Annotated in this window: 20 protein-coding genes; 4 read left to right on the forward strand and 16 right to left on the reverse strand. The window is 69.3% G+C overall.

Features of this window, described 5'->3' with window-relative positions:
- Positions 1-74 precede the first annotated feature (74 nt).
- Positions 75-1,304 (reverse strand): APC family permease, encoded by a 1,230-nt coding sequence (locus ABN034_RS28720; RefSeq protein ID WP_349694108.1) that lies wholly within the window; start codon positions 1,302-1,304, stop codon positions 75-77.
- Positions 1,304-1,687, reverse strand: a complete 384-nt coding sequence (locus ABN034_RS28725; protein ID WP_349694109.1) for a VOC family protein — start codon at positions 1,685-1,687, stop codon at positions 1,304-1,306. Before ABN034_RS28725 ends, ABN034_RS28720 begins: the two co-directional genes overlap by 1 nt.
- 61 nt (positions 1,688-1,748) lie before the next feature.
- On the opposite strand from ABN034_RS28725, the gene ABN034_RS28730 reads away from it, so the two are divergent.
- Together ABN034_RS28730 and add are read left to right on the forward strand one after the other, a co-directional pair.
- Positions 1,749-2,540 (forward strand): arsenate reductase/protein-tyrosine-phosphatase family protein, encoded by a 792-nt coding sequence (locus ABN034_RS28730; RefSeq protein ID WP_349694110.1) that lies wholly within the window; start codon positions 1,749-1,751, stop codon positions 2,538-2,540.
- A gap of 44 nt (positions 2,541-2,584) precedes the next feature.
- Positions 2,585-3,634 (forward strand): adenosine deaminase, encoded by a 1,050-nt coding sequence (gene add / locus ABN034_RS28735; RefSeq protein WP_349694111.1) that lies wholly within the window; start codon positions 2,585-2,587, stop codon positions 3,632-3,634.
- 65 nt (positions 3,635-3,699) lie between these two features.
- On the opposite strand, the gene ABN034_RS28740 is transcribed toward add, so the two are convergent.
- The 11 genes from ABN034_RS28740 to ABN034_RS28790 form a co-directional block, all read right to left on the reverse strand.
- Positions 3,700-4,623, reverse strand: coding sequence for a DUF3152 domain-containing protein (locus tag ABN034_RS28740; protein ID WP_349694112.1), 924 nt, complete (start codon positions 4,621-4,623; stop codon positions 3,700-3,702).
- Positions 4,624-4,993: 370 nt separating this feature from the next.
- Positions 4,994-5,731: a UMP kinase gene (pyrH, locus tag ABN034_RS28745; protein ID WP_349694113.1), complete on the reverse strand. Its 738-nt coding sequence runs from the start codon at positions 5,729-5,731 to the stop codon at positions 4,994-4,996.
- Positions 5,732-5,888: 157 nt separating this feature from the next.
- Positions 5,889-6,317 (reverse strand): SHOCT-like domain-containing protein, encoded by a 429-nt coding sequence (locus ABN034_RS28750; protein WP_349694114.1) that lies wholly within the window; start codon positions 6,315-6,317, stop codon positions 5,889-5,891.
- 84 nt (positions 6,318-6,401) lie between these two features.
- Positions 6,402-6,647: a hypothetical protein gene (locus ABN034_RS28755; RefSeq protein ID WP_349694115.1), complete on the reverse strand. Its 246-nt coding sequence runs from the start codon at positions 6,645-6,647 to the stop codon at positions 6,402-6,404.
- Positions 6,648-6,658: 11 nt separating this feature from the next.
- Positions 6,659-7,018, reverse strand: coding sequence for a DUF2089 domain-containing protein (locus tag ABN034_RS28760; protein WP_349330496.1), 360 nt, complete (start codon positions 7,016-7,018; stop codon positions 6,659-6,661).
- Between the two features lie 229 nt (positions 7,019-7,247).
- Complete coding sequence (locus ABN034_RS28765) at positions 7,248-8,630, reverse strand: phosphotransferase (protein ID WP_349694116.1); 1,383 nt, start codon at positions 8,628-8,630, stop codon at positions 7,248-7,250.
- Entirely contained in the window at positions 8,630-9,661 is a 1,032-nt protein-coding gene (locus ABN034_RS28770) for a methyltransferase (RefSeq protein ID WP_349694117.1), read from the reverse strand. The genes ABN034_RS28765 and ABN034_RS28770 overlap by 1 nt, the downstream gene beginning before the upstream one ends.
- Before the next feature lie 97 nt (positions 9,662-9,758).
- Positions 9,759-10,589, reverse strand: a complete 831-nt coding sequence (locus tag ABN034_RS28775; RefSeq protein WP_349330493.1) for an ABC transporter ATP-binding protein — start codon at positions 10,587-10,589, stop codon at positions 9,759-9,761.
- The gene (locus ABN034_RS28780) at positions 10,589-13,618 is read right to left on the reverse strand and encodes a hypothetical protein (RefSeq protein ID WP_349694118.1); all 3,030 of its coding nucleotides are present in this window, start codon (positions 13,616-13,618) and stop codon (positions 10,589-10,591) included. The genes ABN034_RS28775 and ABN034_RS28780 overlap by 1 nt, the downstream gene beginning before the upstream one ends.
- Complete coding sequence (locus ABN034_RS28785; RefSeq protein WP_349694119.1) at positions 13,615-16,692, reverse strand: hypothetical protein; 3,078 nt, start codon at positions 16,690-16,692, stop codon at positions 13,615-13,617. Before ABN034_RS28785 ends, ABN034_RS28780 begins: the two co-directional genes overlap by 4 nt.
- 9 nt (positions 16,693-16,701) lie before the next feature.
- Entirely contained in the window at positions 16,702-17,421 is a 720-nt protein-coding gene (locus ABN034_RS28790) for an ATP-binding cassette domain-containing protein (RefSeq protein WP_349694120.1), read from the reverse strand.
- Positions 17,422-17,718: 297 nt separating this feature from the next.
- Here ABN034_RS28790 and ABN034_RS28795 point away from each other — a divergent pair, with 297 nt between their 5' ends.
- A complete protein-coding gene (locus tag ABN034_RS28795; protein WP_349694121.1) occupies positions 17,719-18,552 on the forward strand; it encodes a hypothetical protein in 834 nt (277 codons plus the stop codon).
- Here ABN034_RS28795 and ABN034_RS28800 read toward each other — a convergent pair.
- Entirely contained in the window at positions 18,459-19,418 is a 960-nt protein-coding gene (locus ABN034_RS28800) for an ATP-dependent DNA ligase (RefSeq protein ID WP_349694122.1), read from the reverse strand. The genes ABN034_RS28795 and ABN034_RS28800 overlap by 94 nt on opposite strands.
- Before the next feature lie 584 nt (positions 19,419-20,002).
- Here ABN034_RS28800 and ABN034_RS28805 point away from each other — a divergent pair.
- On the forward strand, positions 20,003-21,049 hold the full coding sequence (locus ABN034_RS28805) for a glucose 1-dehydrogenase (RefSeq protein WP_349694123.1): 1,047 nt from the start codon (positions 20,003-20,005) through the stop codon (positions 21,047-21,049).
- Positions 21,050-21,103: 54 nt separating this feature from the next.
- Here ABN034_RS28805 and ABN034_RS28810 read toward each other — a convergent pair whose 3' ends face one another.
- Positions 21,104-21,628 carry a Dps family protein gene (locus tag ABN034_RS28810; protein ID WP_349694124.1) on the reverse strand — a complete coding sequence of 175 codons (525 nt, stop codon included), beginning with the start codon at positions 21,626-21,628 and terminating at the stop codon, positions 21,104-21,106.
- Between the two features lie 160 nt (positions 21,629-21,788).
- Complete coding sequence (locus ABN034_RS28815; protein WP_349694125.1) at positions 21,789-22,943, reverse strand: phosphotransferase; 1,155 nt, start codon at positions 22,941-22,943, stop codon at positions 21,789-21,791.
- Positions 22,944-23,068: the final 125 nt, after the last annotated feature.

Raw genomic sequence — 23,068 nt, forward strand, 5'->3', positions numbered from 1 at the left:
GAAGCCTCCCTCCATGGTTCATGCGTCACCATCGCCGGCTCCTCGGCCGCGGAGCAGGAACTCGTGACGCGTGATCACACAGCACGGCGCAGGGTGTAGACCGCGCCGCCGACAACCAGTACCGCCGCCCCCGTGATCACCGACGACAGTGGCAGCGCGAACGCCAGGACCACGCAGCCGATGGCGCCGAGCACAGGAATGGGGCGCGACGGTCGGCCCTCGTCGGGCCCCAGAGTCCACGCGCTGGCGTTGGCGATCGCGTAGTAGACAAGGACGCCGAACGACGAGAACCCGATGGCAGCCCGCACGTCCACCGTCGCCGCCAGGATCGCAACGACCGCCCCCACGACCAGCTCCGCACGGTGCGGAACCCTGAATCGAGGATGGACCGCGGCCAGCGCAGGTGGCAGGTGCCGGTCGCGCGCCATTGCCAGCGTCGTCCGCGACACGCCCAGCAGCAGGGCGAGCAGTGACCCCAGAGCCGCCACCCCGGCACCTACCCGCACCACGGGGGCCAATTCCGGAAGGCCGGCCGCACGTACCGCGTCCGCCAGCGGTGACACCGCCTCGCCCAGGCCTCTACTTCCGAGCACGCTCAACACGCCAACGGCGACCGCCGCATAGACCACCAACGTGATGCCGAGCGCGAGCGGGATCGCCCGGGGAATCGTGCGTTCAGGATCGCGGACCTCTTCCCCCAGGGTGGCGATGCGCGCGTATCCCGCGAACGCGAAGAACAGCAGGCCCGCCGCCTGCAACACCCCGCTCACCGAAGCGTCCGCTCCGACGTCCAACCTCGCCGGTTCGGCCGCGCCGGACGTGAAGCAGGAAACGACGACGGCGGTGAGTACGGCGAGGACCACGGCGACGATCGCCCTTGCCAACCAGGCGGACTTCTCCACGCCGACGTAGTTCACGGCCGTCAACGCCACCACCGCCGCGACCGCGACCGCGTGCGCCTGCGACGGCCATGCGTACAGCCCGACGGTCAGCGCCATCGCCGCACACGAGGCCGTCTTGCCGACCACGAAACTCCAGCCGGCGAGGTAACCCCAGAAGTCGCCGAGCCGTTCGCGGCCGTAGACGTACGTACCACCGGAGGCCGGATAGCGGGCGGCCAGGCGCGCCGATGACGTGGCGTTGCAGTACGCGACCACCGCGGCGACCGCCAGGCCGACCAGCAACCCGGAACCCGCCGCATGGGCCGCCGGTGCGAGCGCGGCGAAGATGCCGGCGCCGATCATCGACCCGAGACCGATCACCACGGCGTCGCCGACGCCGAGCCGTCGCCGCAGCTGCGTCATCAGCGGAAGGACTCGAAGATCTCGACCGGGTTGCCAGAGGGATCGTCGAGGAGAATCTGCTTGCCTCCGCGCCCGGTGACGATGGTGTTGCGGAACGACGTACCGGCAGCGGTGAGGCGCTCGACCTCGGCTTCGAGATCTGGGACCTGGACGGTGATGCGGTTCCAGCCGCCGGGTTCCGGTACGCGCCCGTCGGGCATGGCCTGACCACCGCCGCCCTCCCCGCCCGGTTGGGACAGGGCCAGCCGCAGAGCACCGTGCGCGAGAATCGCGAAGCCGGGTGCCGGATGGGCCTCGATGGTGAACCCGAGCTTGTTCACGTAGAAGTCGACGGCGGCCGAGACGTCATGGACGATGTAGCGCACGGTGGCGGTCTCGGTCATGACCCTCCTCCCATTCGCGACGGAGAGCTTCTATCAAACCACATTGATGTATCATCGGTCCATGGTGTTCGACCCGGATGTGGCGCCGCCGCCGTTCGTCCAACTGGCCGGTCACGAGCTGAGGTGGCGGCTGCTGCGCGAGCTGGCACAGAGTGATCGGCGGGTCCGAGAGCTCGTGGCCGAGATCGACGAGCCGCAGAACCTCGTCTCCTACCATCTGGGCAAGCTGCGTTCCGCCGGGCTGGTCACCACGCGCCGCAGCAGCGCCGACGGTCGCGACATCTACTACCACCTCGACCTGGCCAGGTGCGCCGAGCTCCTCGCGGGGACCGGCGCGGCCCTGCACCCGGGGCTCGCTCACGCTCCCCCTCCCGCCCCGCCGCGGCGCGCGTCAAGCCGCCGGGTAAGGGTGTTGTTCCTCTGCACCGGAAACACGGCCCGGTCCCCCATGGCCGCGGCGCTCCTTCGTCACCGGACGCACGGCAAGGTCGAGACCACGAGCGCCGGCAGCCATCCCAAGCCCCTGAGCCCCCATGCCGTACGCGCGTTACGGGAGCACGACGTCGACCTGTCCGACCATCGGCCACGGCACGTGGACGCCTTCACCAGTGAACGGTTCGACTACGTGATCAGCCTGTGCGACCGGGCACGGGAGGTGTGCCCCGACTTTGCCTACCATCCCAGGTTCGTGCACTGGAGCATCCCCGATCCCAACGCCGCAACGGCTTCCGACCCCGGCGGTACGGGATACCCGGCCTTTCGCCGGACGGCGGCCGAGCTCGACACCCGCATCCGCTTCCTGATTCCCGTACTCCAGCAACAGCCACGTGGCCAGCCGACCCGACGCCTCTGAACGTGCGGTCCGTTCCTCGCCCCACGCGATGAGAGACTGTCGGGGTGGGGGACACGTCGGCTCGATCGCATCGAGCGCCAGTACCTCGACCAGATGGAGCCGGTCGTGACCTCACCTCGCTGCCGAAGGCACACCTGCACCTGCACCTGGCCGGAGCGATGCGACCGGCGACACTGCGGGAGCTCGCCGCCCGCTACGGCGTCCCGGCACCGGCGCACGACGGGCGCGGCGTCAAGGGCTGGGCGGAGTTCCAGCAGCTGTACGACACCGCGCGGGCCGTGATCCGTACTCCCGACGACATCGGTCGCGTGGTCGCCGAGGCCGCCGCCGACGACGCCGCGGACGGGTGCGGCTGGCTGGAGCTCCAGGTCGACCCGACGTCCTACGCGGAGACGATGGGAGGGGTCCGCGCAGCCCTCGAAGCGGTGCTCGCCGCAGCCGCCTCGGCGCCGATCCCGGTCGGAGTCATGGTGGCGTCGAGCTGGGCCCGGCCACCCGACCATGCCGAACGCCTTGCCCGGTTGACAGCTGCGTACGCCGATGCGGGCGTCGTGGCGTTCGGACTGTCCAACGACGAGCGGCACGGTGAGGTGGCCGCTTTCGTACCCGCCTTCCGCCTGGTCGCCGAGGCGGGGCTCCTCGCCAGCCCGCACTCGGGGTTCTACACCGCCGCTCCTCATGTCCGCGACTGCGTCCACCTGCTCGACGCGGCGCGGATCGGCCACGGCACGTCCGCGGTGGGCGACCCCCAAACCCTCGCCTTGTTGGCCGAACGGCGCGTGACGCTGGAGGTCTGCCCCACGTCGTACCCGCCGTTCGGCGTCCACGCGCTCGACGAGGTGCCGGTCCAACGGTTGCTCGCCGCCGACGTGCCGGTGGCACTCGGCAGCGACGATCCCCTGCTGTTCGGGGTCGGACTGGCCGGGCAGTACGCCATCTGTCGTGACCTGCTCGGCCTGTCCGACGACCAGCTCGCCACCCTGGCGGGTCACAGTATCGAAGGGTCAGCGGCACCACCGGAGGTCAAGCGCGATCTGCGCACCCGCCTGGACGACTGGCGCCGACCGGAGCGCTTTCAGGGAACAGCTCCCTGAATCACTGGCCCCTCGAACATCCCTGCCGCTGAGCTTTCCGCCATCCTGTGCAACAGCGAGGGACGTTACTCCACGACCGGTGCGGGGCTCGCGGGCCGCTCGAGTTCTGATGCCAGGGGCCACGCGTTGGGTCGGCACTCGCCGATGGCCTCGCTCTGCGGCATCATCACCGGCGCGGGCACTCCGCCGCCCGCGCAGGCCCCATGACTTTTGCCAAGCAGGTGACCGATCGCGTGGTTGAGGACGTAGTCGTGGAAGTTGTCGAGATCCGCGCCGAACGTCTCGGCCGGGGCTGCCCATGCTCGCGCATCGATCACGATGCGATCCTTCACGCGACAGGTCAGGTCGTCGTCACTTTCGGCCTCCCTGCACAACCGATCAGCCGTCATCGGTGTCGCGAGCAGGATGTGCAGATCGACCGGTCCACTGTCGACCCGCTCGAATGAGGCCCAGCCGCCGTAGGCCCAGCCACGCTGATCACTCAACGTGTCGTGTATCGCCGGACCGACCTTGACCGGAGGAAACGGCAGGTCCCGCTCGACATCGACCTGGTAGCGGATCAGCTTGCCGATGCCGTTGCGTCCGGAACGTCCCAGGGCGACGGCGAAGTTGCCCGAGCCCTTCTCGACAATCCTGACCGGCGGCCTCGGCCTCGTCGTCTGTGGGTGCTGCGGTGTCGCGGTCGCCGATGGCGTGGCGCTGCCGGTGGCCTCGACCGGGAACGGACCTCGGTCCTTGGCGCGCGGGTTCGTCCCGTTCTCCGTTGCCTTCTGGTCGTTCGTACCCCTCTGGGCCGACTGGGCGGTGGGCCGGTCGGAAAGGTCGGCGTTCGGAGCGACGACCTGGCCCGAAGGCACGGCGAACCCGAACCAGTCGGCGAGCGCGAACCCGATGACAACTGTCGAAAGAAGAGCGGCGGTGGCGATCCAGGCCTTGCGCCGTGGAGTCCCGTGCGTACCTGTGTGACGTACCTTCCTGCGGGCGGTCATCGTCGGCGAGTCCCTCCCCTGGTTGATCCACTCACCGGGGCCACCCCCTGGAGGTCTGGCGCGCTCTCGCCTGTCGCGCCGGCCTCCTAGAAGCCGACCGGCTCAGCCGCGAGTGATCCGATGCAGGGCAAGGTCGTGCTTCGTCCGCCGCATGGTCATACGCCGTGAGCCGGCCCTGTCGATCCGAACCGGGTTCTCGATCCGATCGCAGGCCCCATCGACAGTCCCCTACCCCGTGCTCGACCTCGGCTACCCGGCTTGCGGTGCGACCGTGTTCGATCCGCATACGTACGACCGAACCGCGGCGGCCGCCTGAGGACCGTCCTCCACATGCGACCCGTGACCTCGGCAACGACGGCGATTCGGCACCTCAGGACCAGCTGGTGGAGACGTCGCTGGCGATGTGAGTGCCGTGCGCTTCGCCGCGGCAGATTCCCGCCATCACGCCGGTGCGGTCGATGTCGAACACATGCAGCGGCAGCTTCTGGTCCCGGGCCAGGATGAACGCGGCCTGGTCCATCACGCGCAGCCCCTGCCGAAGCACGTCGTCATAGGTGATGGACCGGTAGCGCCGCGCCGAGGGGTTCCCCGCCGGGTCACTGTCGAAGACACCGTCCGCCCCGTGCTTCGCCACCAGGATCGCCTCCGCGCCGATCTCGGCTGCCCGCTGCACCGCGGGGTAGTCGGTGGTGACGAACGGCTGACCGATTCCCCCGGCGATGATGACGATCTTGCCCTTGTCGAGGTGGCTCATCGCCCGAAGTCTGATGAACGGTTCGGCGACCGAGCTGATCGGAATCGCCGTCATGACACGAATGTCGTGCTCGCCCAGGGCCGTCAACTTGCCGCGCAACAGGATCGCGTTGATCACTGTGGCGAGCATGCCGATATTGTCCGCCTCCACGCGGTCGATACCCCACTCCTCAGCCGAGCTTCCGCGGAAGACGTTGCCGCCGCCGACGACGATCCCGACCTGGATACCGATGTCGCGGGCCTGCAGGACCTCGCGGGCAAGGTGATCGAGTGCGCCCGCGTCGAAGCCAGACTGATGGGGCCCGGCAACGGCCTGACCGCTGAGCTTGATGAGGACGCGTTGGTATCGCGGCATGCCTGCTCCCGTCGACGTAACAGCCCGCCGCACTCTACTGCCCAGCGTGGCCGCCGCCACTGACCGGCGCCGGCCACGTCACAGGAGCGTTCTCGTGGCCCGCTACGCCACAGATCATGGAACTGAGGTGGTGCAGAGGTTCGGCCGAGTCGCTTTTCTATTCGCAGAACACCCGGACCTTGGCATCGGGCTGGTCCACGTCGACCGTCACCTCGTCGAGCTGCTCGATCAGGTCTTCGATGTGTTCCGGCTTCAGCCGGCTCAGGTCGATCGGCATCCCTGAGTTGTGCATCTCCTCGTTGACCTGACCGAGTGCCTGCGGCGGAATCAGGGTGGTGAGCTGGACCCCTGCCCGCAGCAGTTGCAGCGGGATGCGCACGTTGACCCGGCCGGGCCCGTTGCCGTGCTCCGGCGTGTTCTCCACCAGGACCCGCAGGAACTTCGGCCGACGTTTCGCGCCCGGCTCCACTGCCGTTGATCGCTGGACGGGCCGGTCCGACTCCAGCGCGGCGATCAGCTGCTCGGCCTCGTCAGCGGTGATCTGCCCTTCGGCCAGCATCTGCAGGATCTGCTTGCGGTCGTTCATGGTCGCCTTTCCTCCGCGTTTTGGTATGGGTGGGGCTGTCTTGATGTGGTGAGGGTCAACGTCGTGAGGTGTGTCGTCAGTGGGCTATCTGAAGTGGAGGAGCAGTCCCATACGGGCCTGCTCGATCTCGATCCGAGTTCCGCCGAGGGCATACAGCAGCCGCCAGCCGACGCCGAACGCCCGGGTCGGGCTGATCCGGTAGACCAGGCAGGCGACGGTCCCCCCCACGGCGGCGAGGAGCAGCACCGGCGAGAACACCAGGGCCACGGGCAGGATCGGTACCCAGAACCGCACCCAACCGCCCTGTCGGCGACGGAATCTCACGGTCACCAGCTGCGGCATCATCGTGATGCCTCCAGCTCTTCCACCGCGTCCTGGGCGCTGATCTCGCCACGCCGCAGCCGGTCGAGGACGTCGGCTTTGGACGGAGCCGGGTCGGTGTCAACGAAGTCAAGACCGCTGGCGATCCGGTTCAGCCGGGACTTGATCGTCGGGTAGCTGACCCCGAAGATCCGCTCCATCTCCTTGATCGAGCCGTGGCACCGGACGAACGCGGTGACGAACACCTGGTCCTCGGCGCCCAGCGCGGCGAGCTGTGGCAGCTCGAACTCGCCCTCGATCGCGACTCCGCTCGCCAGGCGTACCCGCTCGACCACGAACGCCTGGCCGCGCGTCAGGTTGGTCAGATCCTGCCAGTCCACTCTCGCCTCGCCTCCGCCGATGAGTCGGGTTAATCGTGATCTCAGATTTTTTAAGTTATGTGCATACTAGATCTTAATTTTTTCAATCTCAAGGCTTGGCGGTAATGAATATCCGACATTGCCGGACCAGGAACCGGGCATCGGTGGCGGCACTCCGCTCGATGACCGGTCGACACGACGACCACATCGACGACTGGCCGCAGGACACGACAGTGCAGCGCGCACACCGTCAGAGCAGGTGGGCGTAGCGGCGGACCGTTTCACACCACCAGTCGAGCTTGCCCCGGGAAAGTCGGCGGTGAGCCGGATCAGGGAAATCGACCGCCGAACAGGCCAGCGCCGGTACCAGACCGGACGCCTGACCGAGAAGGCACAGCCCGAGCGCCCGCTCGTCGTGCCGGCCATCCCGAAGGGAACGCCACAACCCAAGGAGTTCGTCGATACCGAATGCATAGAACTGTGCGAAGTTGGCAAGCCATGCCGTCTCGGCCTCGGGCGGGCCGGCCGTGGCCAGACTCCAGTCGAACAACACCTGCTCCGACCCGACAATCGCGGCGTTGGCGGGAATCGCGTCCCCGTGCAGGAATGCTGGCTCCAGCCCACCGGTGACACGAACCGGATCGGCGACGATTCCGCGTACGACGTCGACGAGATCGGAGGGGACCACCTGGTCCAGCAGGTCCCATCCTCGGGCGACTTCCTTGACGAACTTGTCGGGTTGGTTGTACTCCCGCTCCACTGCCGACGGCCACAGGAGCCCCCACCGCTGCTCGAGGCTGGCAAGGCAGTTGGGAACTCCGCTGCCCTTGAACGCGGCGTACATCGCATCGAGGGCAGAGACATAGCCGCGCATCTCCGCCAGCGAAAGGCGCCGACCGCGCAGCAGGTACGGCGTCAGGTCACGCGAGATGGTGACCCACATGCCGGCCCCGAACGGTTCGGCGGCAACGATCGGATGCGAGAGGCCGTCTGGTAGTCGATCGAGCCACCCCTGTGTCCACAGCGCTGCCTCGCGGCCGGTGTCCCCGGTCAGTCGGCCCTGCCAGTCCTGACCAGGTACGCACCACTTGACGAAGAACGTCTCCCCGCCCGAGGTCTCCACTCGCTCGATCGGCGTTCTGCTGGCGCCCGGCTCGGCAGCGTCGCGTTTGACGGCTGACGCATACAACCCACGCAACACCGGGCCGGGCTCGGCCTCGGGAGGACGCTGCTCAGACCGCGGATGGTCCGAGACCACCAGGTGGCGATGGACGCCTTCCTCCCCCACATGGAGATAGTGCGTACGTCGATGCACGGTCTGCTGAGCGCGCTGATCCGCAGCGGAGGGAACGCGCCATTCCAGGTCCGCCACCACGCCGACGACCGAGCCCACCTGGTCTGAGAAGACGTGGGACGACCCGTGCAGCAGCTCTCCGGGCTGCCCATGCCAGCGTTCGAGGACGGCAAGCGCACTGTCGCGCGAATGGGCGCGAACGACCTCCCCTGGCACGTACGCACCGAACTCCACCGACGGCGCGTAGCACCGACCAAGGGCGGCACCACCGTGCCCGAGCACGACCAACTCGTGCAGCCCCGCAACGAAGCGATCAGCCCACTCGCGGCCCGACGTCATCAGGGGGTGCGCCTCAGCAGATAGAGGCACGGACGGTGGCCTTTGGCGAACACCTGGATGCGTTCGTCCCCACGCCAGTCCGGGCTCGCCGACACGAGCGCATCCATCAGCCGCAACTCCTGCGTGGCCACGATCATCGTCGCGCGCTCCGTCGCCAGCTCCGCAGAGCGACGCAGCAACGCGTTGTAGAGTTCGCGATTCTCCCGATGTGATCCATGCTTGTCGCCCCAGGGCGGGTCGGCGACCAGCAGGTCGAACGTCCCGACACCGTCAAGGGACCCACCGACCCGAATGTCGCTGGAGATCAGTTCCGCGCGCCCCGCCAGGCCGGCAGAACGCAGGTTCTCGGCAGACGCGGCGATCGCCTCATCGCTGTGGTCGACGCCAACAGCGCGTCGCACCGGAGCCATCAGCAACCTCTCGACAAGCAGGGTCCCGGATCCGCACATCAGGTTGAGGAAGCGGTCCCGCGGATCCGGCCGCGTCCACCGCACCATCGCCGCCGCGATCGTCGCGTTCAGGCCACCGGGGTAGGGCGCCGTGCGCCATTCGCGCAGGGAGAGTGGCCGGGTGCTGAGGCGGACCAGGACCTCCCATCCGCCCCTCGCCCGCGACGGACGGAACCTCAGATGGCAGTTTCCCTCGTCCTGGTCGCGCGGCAGTCCGGTCAGCGACTCCAGCTCGCGCGCGATCCTTGCGAACACCGCCGAGTCGGCTCCGGCGGCACCGATCCGGATGCCGCGCGGGGGCAGCGACCGATTCAGTGACCGGACCCGCGCGATGCCATCGGCGATCGTTGGAAGGTACTCCGAACTCAGCAGCGACCGCGGCCGCGGGACCGGAAAGCAGAGCACGAGGTACGCGGCCAGAACCGTCCGAAGATCGAACAGCCGTCGCAGCGATCCGCCGTAGGTGAACGAGATCTCGGACCGGCCATCCTCCAAACGCAGCCGGGTCACACTGCCGAGCTCCTCCAACTCCGAACGTACGAAGGAAGCCAGCCCAGGCAGGAAGGTGACCACCAGCTTCATCCCGAAGATCCTCGCGTACGCAGGCCGCGAGAGGCCACCGGATTAGCCGGCCCACCGGCGGGAACCAGCGAACGGATGGACGCTGGAACGCGGACGGCTACTGGGGCTCGGACTGCAGGCGTACCGACCCGTCGTCGTCATGGTCCACGACGAACAGCGTGCCGGGCGGGAACTCGCCGAGCACCTCGGGTGGCAACTGGACCGTACCGTCGCCCGCGACCACCGCGAAGTCCTGCCCGTCGCGTCCTTCCGCACCGACCCGGCCGTCGCGGATGGTCACCACCCGGCCGAGCTGGGACCCGACCTCCGGGTCGTGGGTGACGACGACGATGGTCGTGTCCCGCTTGGCGTTGACCGCCTTCAGCGCGGCCAGCACCTCGTCGCGGCCGGCCGTGTCGAGTTGGCTGGTCGGCTCGTCGACGAGCAGCAGTCCCGGCCCGGCGGCGATGCCCACCGCCAACGCCGCACGCTGCTGCTGGCCGGCCGTCAGCTCGGCCGGCTTCGCCTTGCCCAGACCGGCGAGCCCCACCAGGTCGAGGATCTCGTCGGCCTCCGCGAGCTCGATCCCGCGGGTGCCAGCCGCCCGTCGCTGCGCCAGCCAGATGTTGCGGTGCAGGCTTGCGTACGGCAGCAAATTGCGGCCGACCCCCTGCAGCACCACGCCGATCTCGGTACCACGCAGCCGGTTCAGCTCCGCGTCGCTCAGCTTGCCGATGTCGTAACCGCCGACACCGATCCGGCCCGCCGCCGGGCGCATCAACCCGGCCAGCAGCGAGATCAGGGTGGACTTGCCCGACCCGGACGGGCCGACCAGCGCGACCATCTCGCCCGAACTGATCGACAGGTCGACACCGGAGAGTGCCACCACGTCCGAGCCCTCGACCCGGTAAATGTGCACCACTCTCCGGCACACCACCGTCAGGCCCATCAGCCCACCTCCTGCTGTCGTCTGATCACGTGCCGCTGCCACCAGCCGCCGGCGGCGACCCCGGCGAAGAGGACGGCCACGACCAGCAGCTCCGCCACCGCAACCGGCGCCCATCGCGGCCAGTCCGTGAGCAGCGCCTCGTCCACACCGAGGGGCAGCCGCTCCCCCGCGGCGAACCATGCCCCGGCGGCGGCGAGCATGCCCGTCACCGCGCTGGTCACCACGATGCCACCGTACGACCACAGCGCCGCCCCGGTCGTCGTCCGTTCTGCCGTCCCCTGCGCCCGCAGGGCGCGCATCCCCGGGCTCCACGTACGCCGGTCCACCACGACGATCAGGGCCAGCGCGCCGAGCCCGACCAGCACCGTCACGCCGGCACCGAGCTGGTAGGACTGCAATGCCAGCGCCGCCCCGGACCTGTCGATGGATGCCTGGATGCTGGCGACCGTCCGGTCACCGGTGATGACCAGGCCCTCCTCGCGGAGCCGGTCGACGACCGAGGCAGGAGCGTCCGCGGTCAACCACACCTGGGGGTACCCGGCCATCCCGGGATCCCGCGCGAGGCGCTCGGCGTACTCCAGGTCGACGAGGGCACCGGTCGTGCCGACGCCGGGGAGACCGTCGAGGTTCGCCTTGGCGTCGAACCTGACCGGCTGGTTGTCGACATTCGTCAGGAGCTTGCCGGGCAGCTGGCCGGCGGTGACGGCGGGCAGCGGGTACGGCACGTCGACGGCCAGCAGCTCGTACTCCGTGTCGGGCCAGGGGTCGGGCTGTGACAGGAGGAGACCGTCGGCCGCGCCGTTGGCCCAGAGCTGCTCGGTGACGAGCGCTCCCTCCGGGGCACGCCACCGGCTGTCGTCGGCGAGCTGCGGGGCCGTCAGGACATCACGGCCGTCCTGTCGTAGGGACCCGAGCGTGACGCCGAACCGTCGTACGTCCTCGTCGTTGGTGGTGGCGGTGACACCGGTGAGCCGGCAACCGTCCTCGCAGCCGGCGATCTCGTCGGTGTACTCCCGTTGGTCCGCGGTCACCGGCCCGAACGTGGCGACTTCCCGGTCACCTGACGGCGACAGGAGACGGACCGTGACGGTCAGGGACTCGTCCTTCGTGAACGGGTCCGGCCGCAGGTCGGCGGTGAGGTCGCCGTCGCCGACCATGGTGGGATCCGGCGCGGGAGGGCGCAGCGACGCCGCGATCTTCGCGGGATCCACCGCGCCGTAGTGCTCGGACCACAGCGCCACGCGAGCGAGCCGGGTGGAGTCGACGGCCACCACGGGCGGGTCGTCGTCGGTGGTGCTGCGCGCCGGCACCACGGCCATCGCGTGGGTACCCTCCGGGTCGGCCGCGCGGACCGCCCGCAGGAAGTCCTGCCGGCCGACCTGCTGCAGCTCGAGCACTCGCGCCGCGCCGAGGAGTTGCTGGGCCTCGGCGAGCCGGCCCTGCGCGGCCACGTCGGTCGCGGTGGCGGCGAACCCGAGCGTCCCGAACACGAGGACGAGAACGACGAGCAGCCGTACGGATCCCGCCGGCCGCCTGGCGAGATAGAACGCCGCGACCGCGGGGCCGATCCGGCCTCGCCGCAGCGACCATCGGCCAGCGAGGTCGAGGAGTGGCTTGACCGCCAGCGAGGCCAGCATCGCCACCGCGAGGATGATCAGGACGGGTGCGGCGACCATGACGCCAACCAGGTCGCCTTCGAGCGAGCGGAGCTCGACCACGACCACGATGCCGAGAGCGATGACGAGAACCTCCACCGCCGCCACCGCGAGTCGCCGGGAGCGTGGCGGGACCTGTCGCAGCAGCCATCCGATCGGGCCGGCCAGTTCCCGCCGCAGGGCGAGCAGGCCGGCCGCGAGCGTCCCGGCGGCGGCCAGTCCGGCGGCCAGCAGCTGGGCGCGGTCGATCGGGACGGGTTCGCCTCCACCCGGCGCGATCAGCCAGACAAGCGCCGGCGTGAGCGCCAGACCCGCGGGTACACCGGCGAGCAGCGGAAGCAGGCTCTCCGCGGAGACGGTGGCGGCCCGCGTCGGCCACTTCGCCCCGCGCAGCACCACCGCGCCGATCTCCAGTCGCCGGCCCCAGATGCCGTGGCCGACGGCGAGGTGAATGACGAACCAGCACAGGGCGATCAGCGGCGCCGCGGCGATGGGGAGCAGCGCCCGGGCGTTCTCGCCGTGACCCTCGATGCGATCCAGCAGGCGCGGCAGGGTGGTGAGCGGCCCGGCGCTGAACGGGTCCTCCTGCATGAGCCGCTCCTCGACGGCATCGAGCTGGCGGCGGATCTGCGGGACGCGTTCCGGGGTGAGCCGGTCGGCTGGCAGGATCGAGTCGACCCAGATCGTCTCGTGTCCGTGGACGAGTGTCTGGAGCGTGGTCCGGTTGGTGAAGAGCTTGGGGGTGTCCAGCTTGCCCAGCGGGTCCTGGAGGACCCAGTACGGTGCCGCGGCGTCCTTCGGCTCGAACACCCCGACGAGAGTGATCGAGGCGGGTGGTCCGTCCGGCTGCAGGCCGTCCTGGGTACGCCGAACCGGTGTGAGCACGACCTCGTCGCCGGCGTGGAGCTTGAACTCGCGGGCGAGGTCGGCCGGAAGGGCGGCCTCCCGGTTGCCCACCGGACAGCGGCCTTCGGCGAACGTGACGTACGGACAGAACCCGTCCCTGGCGAGCAGGCTGTACGCCTCATTGGTCGGCTGGCCCGGTTCGAGCCCCTGCACCTGGATCTGGCCGGTCGTGACGGGGGTGAACCCGGCCAGCTTCGACCGCGCGTCCGCGTAGGCGGCGAGGTCCTCCGAGGCGGCCGTCGCGGCCCCGTCGTCGGAATCCGAGGAGTCCACCGACACCGGCGTCAGCGACACGACGAGCTCGATGTTCTCGGCGGTGGCGAGTTCGTTGTCGACCGCGGCCCGGTCGATCGCCACCGCGAAGGCCGGGACGCTCACGGCCGCGACAGTGGCCGCCATCGACAGGACGAACAGCGTCAGCGCCTGGCCCCATCGGGCGGCGAGCTGCGTGAACACGAGGCCGATCACGAACGCTCCCGGGTCCGGCGGACCAGTGCGGCGCCAGCGGCGAACACGACCGCACCGAGCACCGCGGCCGTAGCGCCCGCGGCAGCCGCGACCGGATACGGATGGAGGGAGACGGTGGGAAGGATGTCCCATCCGTCGACGAAACCGGGCGACAGGATCCGGCCGATCGCGGCACCGGCGAGCCCGGCGAGGACGCCGACCACGATCGCCGTGGCCACCACCGCCGCGAGGCCGCCATAACCCACGGCGCGGACGATGCGAAGGTTGACACCCTGTGCCCGCAGCGCGGCGAGTTCCGCCGCCCGCACCGGACGGTCCCGGGACGCGTCGACCAGCACCACGCCGGCGGCGAGTAACAGCCCGACCACCGCCACCGCGGCCTGGAACCGGCCGCCGACCGCGTTGCCCTGGGCATGCAGCTGGCTCAGCCGATCGGACAACGACTCCTCGCGCAGGGGCGTCAGTCCCACCTCGCGCAGGTCGTCCACGATCGAGGCCGGTGCGGTCGAGGACAGCCACACCTGCGAGGTACTGCCGCCGACGAGCGGGAATGGCACCAGCCGATCCGCGTAGGTGAGGTCGACCAGCGCGCCGACCTTGCCGTGTCGCGGCACGAGAGACGCCGTACGGACGACCTCGGTCGGCACGGACGCCCCGGGCAGCGGAGGAAGGCGTACCTCCGCGGTCGAATCGGGCCGCCAGCCCGCGACGACCACCGGCAGGGGGGCGGGAGTGTCCGCGACGTACGCCCAGTCGGAGCGGTCGACCGGCACGCCCTTGGGGGGCTGCGACACGGTGAGGCGCAGGGCGTCCTCGCCCGCGGCAATGGCCGGTCCGAGGTCCCGGGGACCCACCGCGGGCCGCCACTTGGTCGGTTCGGACAGCAGGCGCGCCAACGTCGTCGCCGACTCCGCGCCGGTCGAGCCCGCGGGCGTCGGATACAGCTCGACCTGCGTACCGCCGCGCGGCGGTCCATGACCGACCGCGGCGGCATCGTCGGATCGCGCGCTGATGGCGTCAGGTCGCTCCGGCCCGAGGATCTGGACACCGACCAGCCGGCATCCTGAGGCACACGCGGGGACCTTTGTGGCGTAGGTCTCGGGCTTGTCCCTCAACGGGCCCACAACCGCGTCGACCGGCTCACCGGTCTTCAACGCCCGCAGCCGGATCCGCAGATGTACGACGGTGGACCCGCCAGGGTGGGTGGCCGCCGCCTTGAGCCCGAACTGGTCCGCCCTGATCACGACCGGCTTCGGCTCGACCGGGCGCAGGGCGGCGGCGACCTGGTCGACATCGCCGCCGTACCCATCGCGCCAGCCGGCGACCACCCCCAACCGGCTGCTGTCCACCGCGAGGATCGACGGGTCGTAGCTGATGCCCGGCTGGTCGACCACCGCCATCGCCTGGGTGCCGTCCGGGTCCACCGCCCGGACACCCTCCATCAGCTCCACCACGTCATCGGCGGCGACGGTGACCACCCGGTCGGCGCCGACCTCGAGGGCGGCCCGCTGCCACTGCGTACGTGCGCTCGTATCCCAACCCACGAAGGCCGTCGTCACCAGCGCGACCGCGACCACGACAAGCGCGAAGAGCCGGTGGGTCTCCGGCCGGCGCGCCATCAACGCCGCGATCAGTGTTCCCGCCAGCCGGCCCGACTGGCGGGCGCGGACGGCCAGCCAGGTGGCCAGGGGCGGCACCGCCCAGGCGGTGATGAGAGCGATACCGAGGGCGGCGAGTGCGGGTGCCAGCAGCGGTAGCCCTTCGACGTCGCGCTGGATCACCAGGGCCTGGACGACGCCGTACGCGGCGAGCCCGATCAGCACCAGGTCGACCACGGAGCGGCGCCACCGCGGCCGGCGCATCGGAATCCGCCGCAACAGGTCCCGCACCGGCGTGAAGAGGGTGCCGACCTGCGCCGCGACCACCGCCACGAGGCCACCGGCGAGCGTGAGACCGACGAGAAGGAGCGAGAGGAGGAACGCTGTGCCCCCGGCGCCACCCTCCAGCGTCCCGGCCATGACCTGGCCGACGCCGAGCCCGACGGCGGCACCGACCACCGCGCCGGCCAGCAGGGGAACCACACTCTGGCCCAGCACCAGCATCCAACCGCGACCGGACGGCGCTCCCCGAAGTCGCCACCAGCCGACGTCGCCGCGGATCTGGACACCCCCCTCGCGAACCACGACGGCGAGGGCGAACCAGGTCAGCAACAGCAGCACGATGATGCCGACGCCGACCCCCGCGGTGACGTTGCGCCGGTCCCGGGCGATCCGGTCGATCAACCCGTCCAGCTCCATCGTGCTCGCGGAGTAGCCCTCCTCGCGCAGCTGCGATAGCCCGGTGTCGAGCCTGGTCGCCAGCTTCTCCATGTCCATGGTGGCGAACGCACGGGGAGAGGCGAGCAGGTCGTAGGTGTAGGTGACCCGCTCCTGCCCCTGCAGGGTCGTACGTACGGTGAAGACGGTCGCCCGGTCGCTCGAGGTGTCCGAGCCCGCGCTGATGAGGTCGCCGTCGCCCCAGTACGGCTCGCCCGGGTCGATCACCCGGTAGATACCCGAGACCCGTGCGGAGAATGGCTTGTCGTTCGTCGCCTCGATCTGCAGCCGGTCGCCCACCTCGAGCGCGAGCTCGCCCGCGAGGGTCGACGGAAGGGCCACGTCGCCCTTCCTGGTCGGGCAGTCCCCGGCCACCACGAGGTGCTCGCAGACGTCCTCGCGCACAGCGACGTGCACCTCGGCGGGCTCCTTCTCCGACGCACCGTGGAGCAGCTCACCGGAGACGGAGCCACCGACGACCGACGTGAAGCCGGACGGTCTGAACTGTTCACGCGCCCCGTCGATCGCCACCGCGGACGTGGTGTCGCCGCTGCCGCGCCACCCGGCGAGCCAGGTGACCGAGATCAGCCGCTCCTCGACGGTGGCGCCGTTCACCGCCGACACCCCGGCCTGCTGGGTGGCCCTGACGGCGTACGACGGAGCGGCCGCCAGGGCGGCGCAGGCCAGCAACGCCACCAACGCGACGATGACAGCCTGCCTGCGGCGAGCCGCGAGGACATTGCCCAACACCACCCACATGCAGGTGCCCTACCTGGCCGCAGGCTGGTTGACGGGTTGCCTCTCGCGTACGACCGACAGGGCTGCCGGGTCGAGCTCGGCCCTGACCAACTCGGCCCTTCCGTCGACCAGGTGGAGTTCGGCGTCGCAGACGGCGGCGGCCTCCGGGTCGTGCGTGGCGAACACGACCGCCGCCCCACGTTCGGCCTCTGCGCGCAGCAGATCCAGAACGGTCTGGCGGGAAACCGCGTCCAGCTCGCTGGTCACCTCGTCGGCCAGGAGGACGTCGCCGCGCAGCGCCAGACCGCGGGCGATCGCGGTGCGCTGCTGCTGGCCGCCGGAGAGTTCCTCGACCAGCTGGTCACGTTGGCCCGCGAGGCCCAGCCGTTCCAGCGACTCGGCAGTGAGCCGGCGGGCCTCGGAGGGCTCGATCCCGTTGGCGAGCAACGCCACTTCGAGGTTCTCGCCCGCGGTGAGGAACGTGGCAAGGCCGTTGCCCTGCGGGACGAGGACGAGGCGCAGCGCCACCGCGTGGTCGCGGTCACGCAGGGACTCGCCGTCGACCGCGACCGTGCCCGTCGCCGGTTGCAGGAGTCCCGCCATGGTCGAGAGCAACGTCGTCTTGCCGGCGCCGGAGCGGCCACTGATCGCGACCACGCGTCCGGGCTCCGCGGTCAGTGTGACGTCCTGCAGGACCGGCGGCCGGCTGCCGTAGCTGACAGACACCTGGTCCACCGTCACAGTCCGCACAGCGGCCTCCCGTCCCGTTGTGCCCCTGGCTGAGGCGCGATGAGCATACCTGGACAAGGCCGACTCCGCGATGGTCCGACGTGGGCGTACGGACCCGCGAAACCGCCTCTGACCTGGGCCTTGACCAACCTGGTCACAGTGCGGCTGGACCCACCAGGGTGGTCTGCACAAGCACTCGGTGGGCTTGTCGACGCGCCCTTCCACGGTGGTCGAATCCGGAAGTGGAGCGTCCGGAACAGGTCGTAGCGTACGCAGCCGAAGACCGTCGAGGGTCGCGGTCGCTGGAGGAGGGCGAACATGACTGTGGAGGACTGGCTGCTCGACTCCGACCCGGCACTCCGGTGGCAGGTCATGCGCGACCTGACCGGTGCGTCCGAGGCCGACGTGGGTGCCGAGCGCGCTCGGGTGGCGAGCGAGGGCTGGGGCGCTCGACTGCTCGCCTTGCAGGCACCGAACGGTCAGTGGGGCGGAGGAACGCTCTTTCCCGTCTGGACCTCCACCGCCTGGACCTTGATGCTCCTTTACCACTTCGGCCTCGACCCGGCCAGCACCCAGGCCCGCCACGCTGTGGCCCTGGTCCGCGAGAACAGCCGCTGGGAGCATGACGGTCAGCCGTTCTTCTCAGGCGAGGTGGAGCCGTGCATCAACGGCAGGACCGTGGCCATCGGTACCTACTTCGGTGAGGACGTCGGGGCCATCGTCGACCGGCTGGTCGACGAGCAGGTGGCCGACGGCGGTTGGAACTGCGAACAGGAGAACGGGTCGACGCGTGGGTCGTTCCACAGCACGATCTGTGTGCTCGAAGGGCTGCTGGAGTACGAGCGGGCCGCCGGAGGCTCGCCGGCGGTGACGGCGGCGCGCGAGCGTGGGGAGGCGTACCTGCTCGACCGCCGGTTGCTCCGCCGGCTCTCCACCGGTGAGGTGATCGAGCCGTCGTGGAGGCTACGACGTCGACGGGCGGGGCTACGACGTCGACGGCGTCGCCGCTCACGACGGTCGCGTTCGACCAGTCGGGGGGTCCTTCGAGTGACGGCGGATCAAACCTCGGCGTCGATGGGTGTCAGATCCTCCGGCCGCAGGTCTGGGCGTATCCGCAGGAAACGCACCGCGTGCCGCCACCGGCTGCCCTGATCCGTGGCGACGTCGACCAGGATCTCCACCACCTCGGTGGGTTCTACGCGAACGTAACGCACCGGGCCAGCCCGCCACGTCACCGTCATGGCCTCCGGCCAGGGGTGATCAGGGCCCGCCAAGGTGAGGAGCGACGCCAGGGTCGCGGCGGCGGAGGGGCTGAGTGGGGTCGTCCGCCCGACGTAGCGCAACTCGCCGGCCTCCGTGGCGTACCGACCCAACAGCAGCGCCTCTGGGCGTTCGAGACTGCCGGTCACCCCGCCGACGATCGCCTCGGTGGTCGTATGCGCCTTGTACTTCAACCACTCGCGGCGCCCGGAGTAGCGGCTGTCCGCGGGCTTGATGATCAACCCCTCGACTCCGGAGGCGGGTAGTTCGTCGTACCAGAGCTGCGCCAACTCCGGATCGTCGGTCTGCATGCCCAGTGACAGATGGGAACCGGAAGGCACCCGCGCGAGCAGCCGCTCCAGCACCTTCCGGCGCACCGTCAACGGCCGGCGTCGAAGGTCCCCGTCCGCCGCGGTCTCCAGGACGTCGAACACGACGAGATGCACCGGATCGGTCACCGCGAGAACCCCGGACCTGGCGCGTTGGGCGTAACGCCGTTGCAGCGCGTCGAAATCCAGCCGACCACCCACCCAGCGCACGATCTCTCCGTCGACGACGGTGCCCGGTGGAAGACCCGCGACGACCGCACCCGTCAACTCGGGAAATACCTGATCAAGGAGTACGCCTCGCCGCGTATAAATGTGCACGACACCGTCGTCGTCAATGTGGGCTTGGGCGCGATATCCGTCCAGCTTCGGCTCATAAACCCACCCTCCCGTACGCGGCGCCGGCAAGCGATCGACACTCTTCGCCAGCATCGGCTGAACTGGCCCCTGGATGTGCACACCGGCACACCTACCCGCGGGCACGCGTCCTAGGAGTAGCGCGACGGCGGCTGAATCCGCGACGTGGACTTCCGCCGCTTCCCGCGTCCGAGCAGAACGGCACCGATCCGCTGTTTCTGGCCGGTTCCATTGCACCGGTGACATGGCCGCAGTGAGTAGGTGAACAACGAGCCCGGGTGGCGGCCCAAACCCTTGCAGCGATCACATTTTGCATACGGATGAAGGAGTATTGACAACACGTAGCCAACAATCACGATCACGACCAGCATCCAAACCGGATCCATCGGGCCTCCCCCCATGTGGTCGTCGCTCATACGTACTCCTCTGTACCGCCACTGTCCACCGAATTGCTGATGGTTACTCAGCCAGAAAAGTCTCATGAAGTCCGCTCGATGCCGCCCGTCACCGGGAGCCCCGCGTCGGCGCGCGTACCGCCGAAGGTCATGGTCGAAGAAATTCGAATGGCCCGGTCGTACACAAAGCTCGCCCTGATACCAGAGAAGGGGACGGCGCGTGCGTTCGTACGGTCGTTTCCGCTGACGCCCCCTGGGGAGATCATGAAAGCAATTACGGTTGTTCCGGGCAAACCCGACGAGGTGCGCGTCAGCGACGTCGACGAGCCGCCGGGCACACAGGGATCGATCCTGGTCGACGGCCGGCTGCTGGGAGTCTGCGGCAGCGACGTCGACATCGTCGAACAGGGATACGGATGGCCGCCACCCGGGACGGACCGCCTCCTGGTGGGACATGAGTCCCTCGGGGAGGTTCTGGAGGCGCCCGGAGACAGCGGTTTCGAGCCAGGGGATCTTGTCGTCGGCATCGTGCGCCGGCCCGACCCGGTGCCCTGTGAGCCGTGCGCGCACGGCGAGATGGACTTCTGCCGCAACGGCCGGTACACCGAGCGTGGCATCAAGGAGCTCGACGGATTCGGCTCGCAGCGGTGGCGCATCGAACCGGAGTACGCGGTCAAGGTGGACCCGGACCTGCGGGATCTTGGCGTACTCGTCGAGCCGGCATCCGTTCTGGCCAAGGCCTGGGAGCAGACCGACCGCTTCGTCGCTCGCTCCTGGTCGCGGCCCAAGGCTGCGCTGGTCACCGGCGCGGGCCCGATCGGACTGCTGGCCGCTCTGTTGGGGGTACAACGCGGCCTTGACGTGCACGTGCTCGACATCAACGACGCCGAACCGAAACCACAACTCGTCGCCGGCCTCGGTGCGACCTTCCACACCGGCAGCGTGATGGACATCGACGTCGAACCAGATGTCGTCATCGAGTGCACCGGTCACGGTCCGCTGGTGTTCGATCTCCCCGACGTCGCTCCGCCCAATGCCGTGATCTGTCTTACTGGGCTCTCCGCAGGGACCCGCGAGGTCAGGGTGGCGCTGGACCAGGTCAACAGGGAGATGGTGCTGGAGAACACCGTGCTCTTCGGTTCCGTCAACGCCGCCCGCCGCAACTTCGAACAGGCCGCCGACGCACTCGCCAAGGCCGACCGGGGATGGTTGGAACGCGTCATCACCCGCCGGGTTCCGATGAACGGATTCTCCGACGCCCTTCACAAAGCTGCCGGAGACGTGAAGGTCGTCGTCGACCTCAGCGGCTGACCACCGCCAGGATGATCACCCGCCGACGAACAGTCCGCGCCGCCGGAACCAGGCTCAGACCGCGGTGACGACCTCGGCCAGGAACCAGGTGCGTCGTTCCGTCTCGTCGATCCAGGTCTCGATCAGGCTGGCCGTCGCCACGTCGTCAAACTTCTGACAGACCTCGTGCGTCGCCCGCAGGTAGTGCGTCAGCGCCCGGTTGTCGTCGCGTAGTTCCCGCATCATCTCGTCCGGGGGCATGAATTCGACGTCGTTGTCCGCAAGACGTTGGTTCCTGGCAATGTCACCGACGGAACGAATGGTCGTGCCGCCGATCTTGCGCGCCCTTTCGGCAACGTCATCCGACATCGCGAAGATCTGTTCCGCCTGCTCGTCGAGCAGCAGGTGATAGTCACGGAAGTGCCGGCCGGTCATATGCCAGTGAAAGTTCTTCGTCTTGACATAGAGCGCGAAGACATCGGCGAGGAGCTTTCGGAGCTCTCCCGAGATTTCGACGACACCTCCGTGGCTGAGGTCCGTGGGTACGTCGAGCGCACCGGGTTCGGCTCTGCTCGTGGGTTTGGCACCGCTCTCGGTCATTTCGTACTCCTCTCGGTTCCCAGCCTCCACCAAAAAGGAGATCTCTGGTCACGTCGGAATCCGACCGTCCGGAGGTCCATCACCCGTGGGCCGTTCGACCCACGGACCTCACGGCCACGGGTCGAACGGCCCACCGGCTTGAACTACCAACGGGCCACGATCACGAGACGGCCGCGGCGAGGCGCTGTTCGAGCCTGTCCGGAGAGGGCAGGCGTCCGGAAAGGAGATGTCGGACACTGCGGTCCGCATGGCGTTGATGCTCGCCACCGTGGGCGTTCAGTGCCGTCTCGACCTGCTCGGCGATGTAGTTCGCGAGGCTGGTGAGCGCTCCGCGGAACATGGCCAGGTTCAGGAGCGGGAGCGATCCCGCGTGTGCCCGGTAGCCGTCGATCATCGCGCGGTGGCCGGACGCTGTGTGCACAAAATGCATCAGGGCGTCGCACAACTCCCAGCTTGGTGGCTGTCCACCGGCGTAGTCCCAGTCGACGACGATGAGGCGACCGCCCTCTCCGCGCCACACCTTTGCCGGGCCCAACGTGTTGTGGCACATCACCGGTGCCGGCACGGGGAAGTCGGCACCGATGGTCTCCCACTCGGCCATCGCCGGTGTGGCCTTGGCCAGGAGGGGCGCCCAGTCGACTCCCCTGGCCTGTGCCGCCGCAACCAGTCCAGGCCACTGCGCTCGGAACAGGAACCTGGCGTGCCACGGGCTGATGCGGTCCACGGGCATGGCGAGGCGGTGGACCTTGGCGAGGATCTCGCCCACCGCGTACGCGTCCTTCGAGCTCACCGGCCCTGCCAGGGGTGGACCGGAGTTGACCCATTCGTAGACGCGCCAGCTGTGCCCACCGACCGACTCGACGATCGCGCCGGTCCGGCTGCGTACCGGCGCCGGGATCCGAATCCCCTCCGCGGCCGCCGCCTCCTGCAGGGCGACGTCGGTCTCCGCATCGGTGATCGGGGTCCAGTTGTCCATCGTACGAACGGTCCAGCGGCCCTGCTCGGTCTCCAGCGACCATCGCTGCCCGATGTTGTCGGGCCGGGCCACAGAGCGCATCGGACCGGTCACCTTGCCGAGCCCGTAGCGCGCGGCCACGGCTTCGGCCAGGGTCTTGTCGGCGACGTCTGCCTTGCCCCTGTTCCGATCGACCTCTGCTTTGAGGTCGGTCCAGGTGCGGAACCCGTACTGCTTGGCCAACGCCGACTGTGCATCCGACAGGGATGTTCCTGGCTCAGACTCCCGCAGCCCGCCGAGAAGGTCCTTGGCCTGTCGACGAAGGTGGTAGAGGCTGGGGTTGTCGGGGAGCGTCCTCATGAAAATCACCTCGCTCTTCGCCCGGACCCGCACGGACGATTCAGAGCTTCAGGTGTCTGCCGCTCAAACCCAAGCGCAGCGAGGTGGCTTCGAGCCTTCCGGCGAGTCTCGGCGCGACCCCAGCG

The sequence above is a fragment of the Actinopolymorpha sp. B11F2 genome (assembly GCF_040195635.1).
Taxonomy (GTDB): Bacteria; Actinomycetota; Actinomycetes; order Propionibacteriales; family Actinopolymorphaceae; genus Thermasporomyces.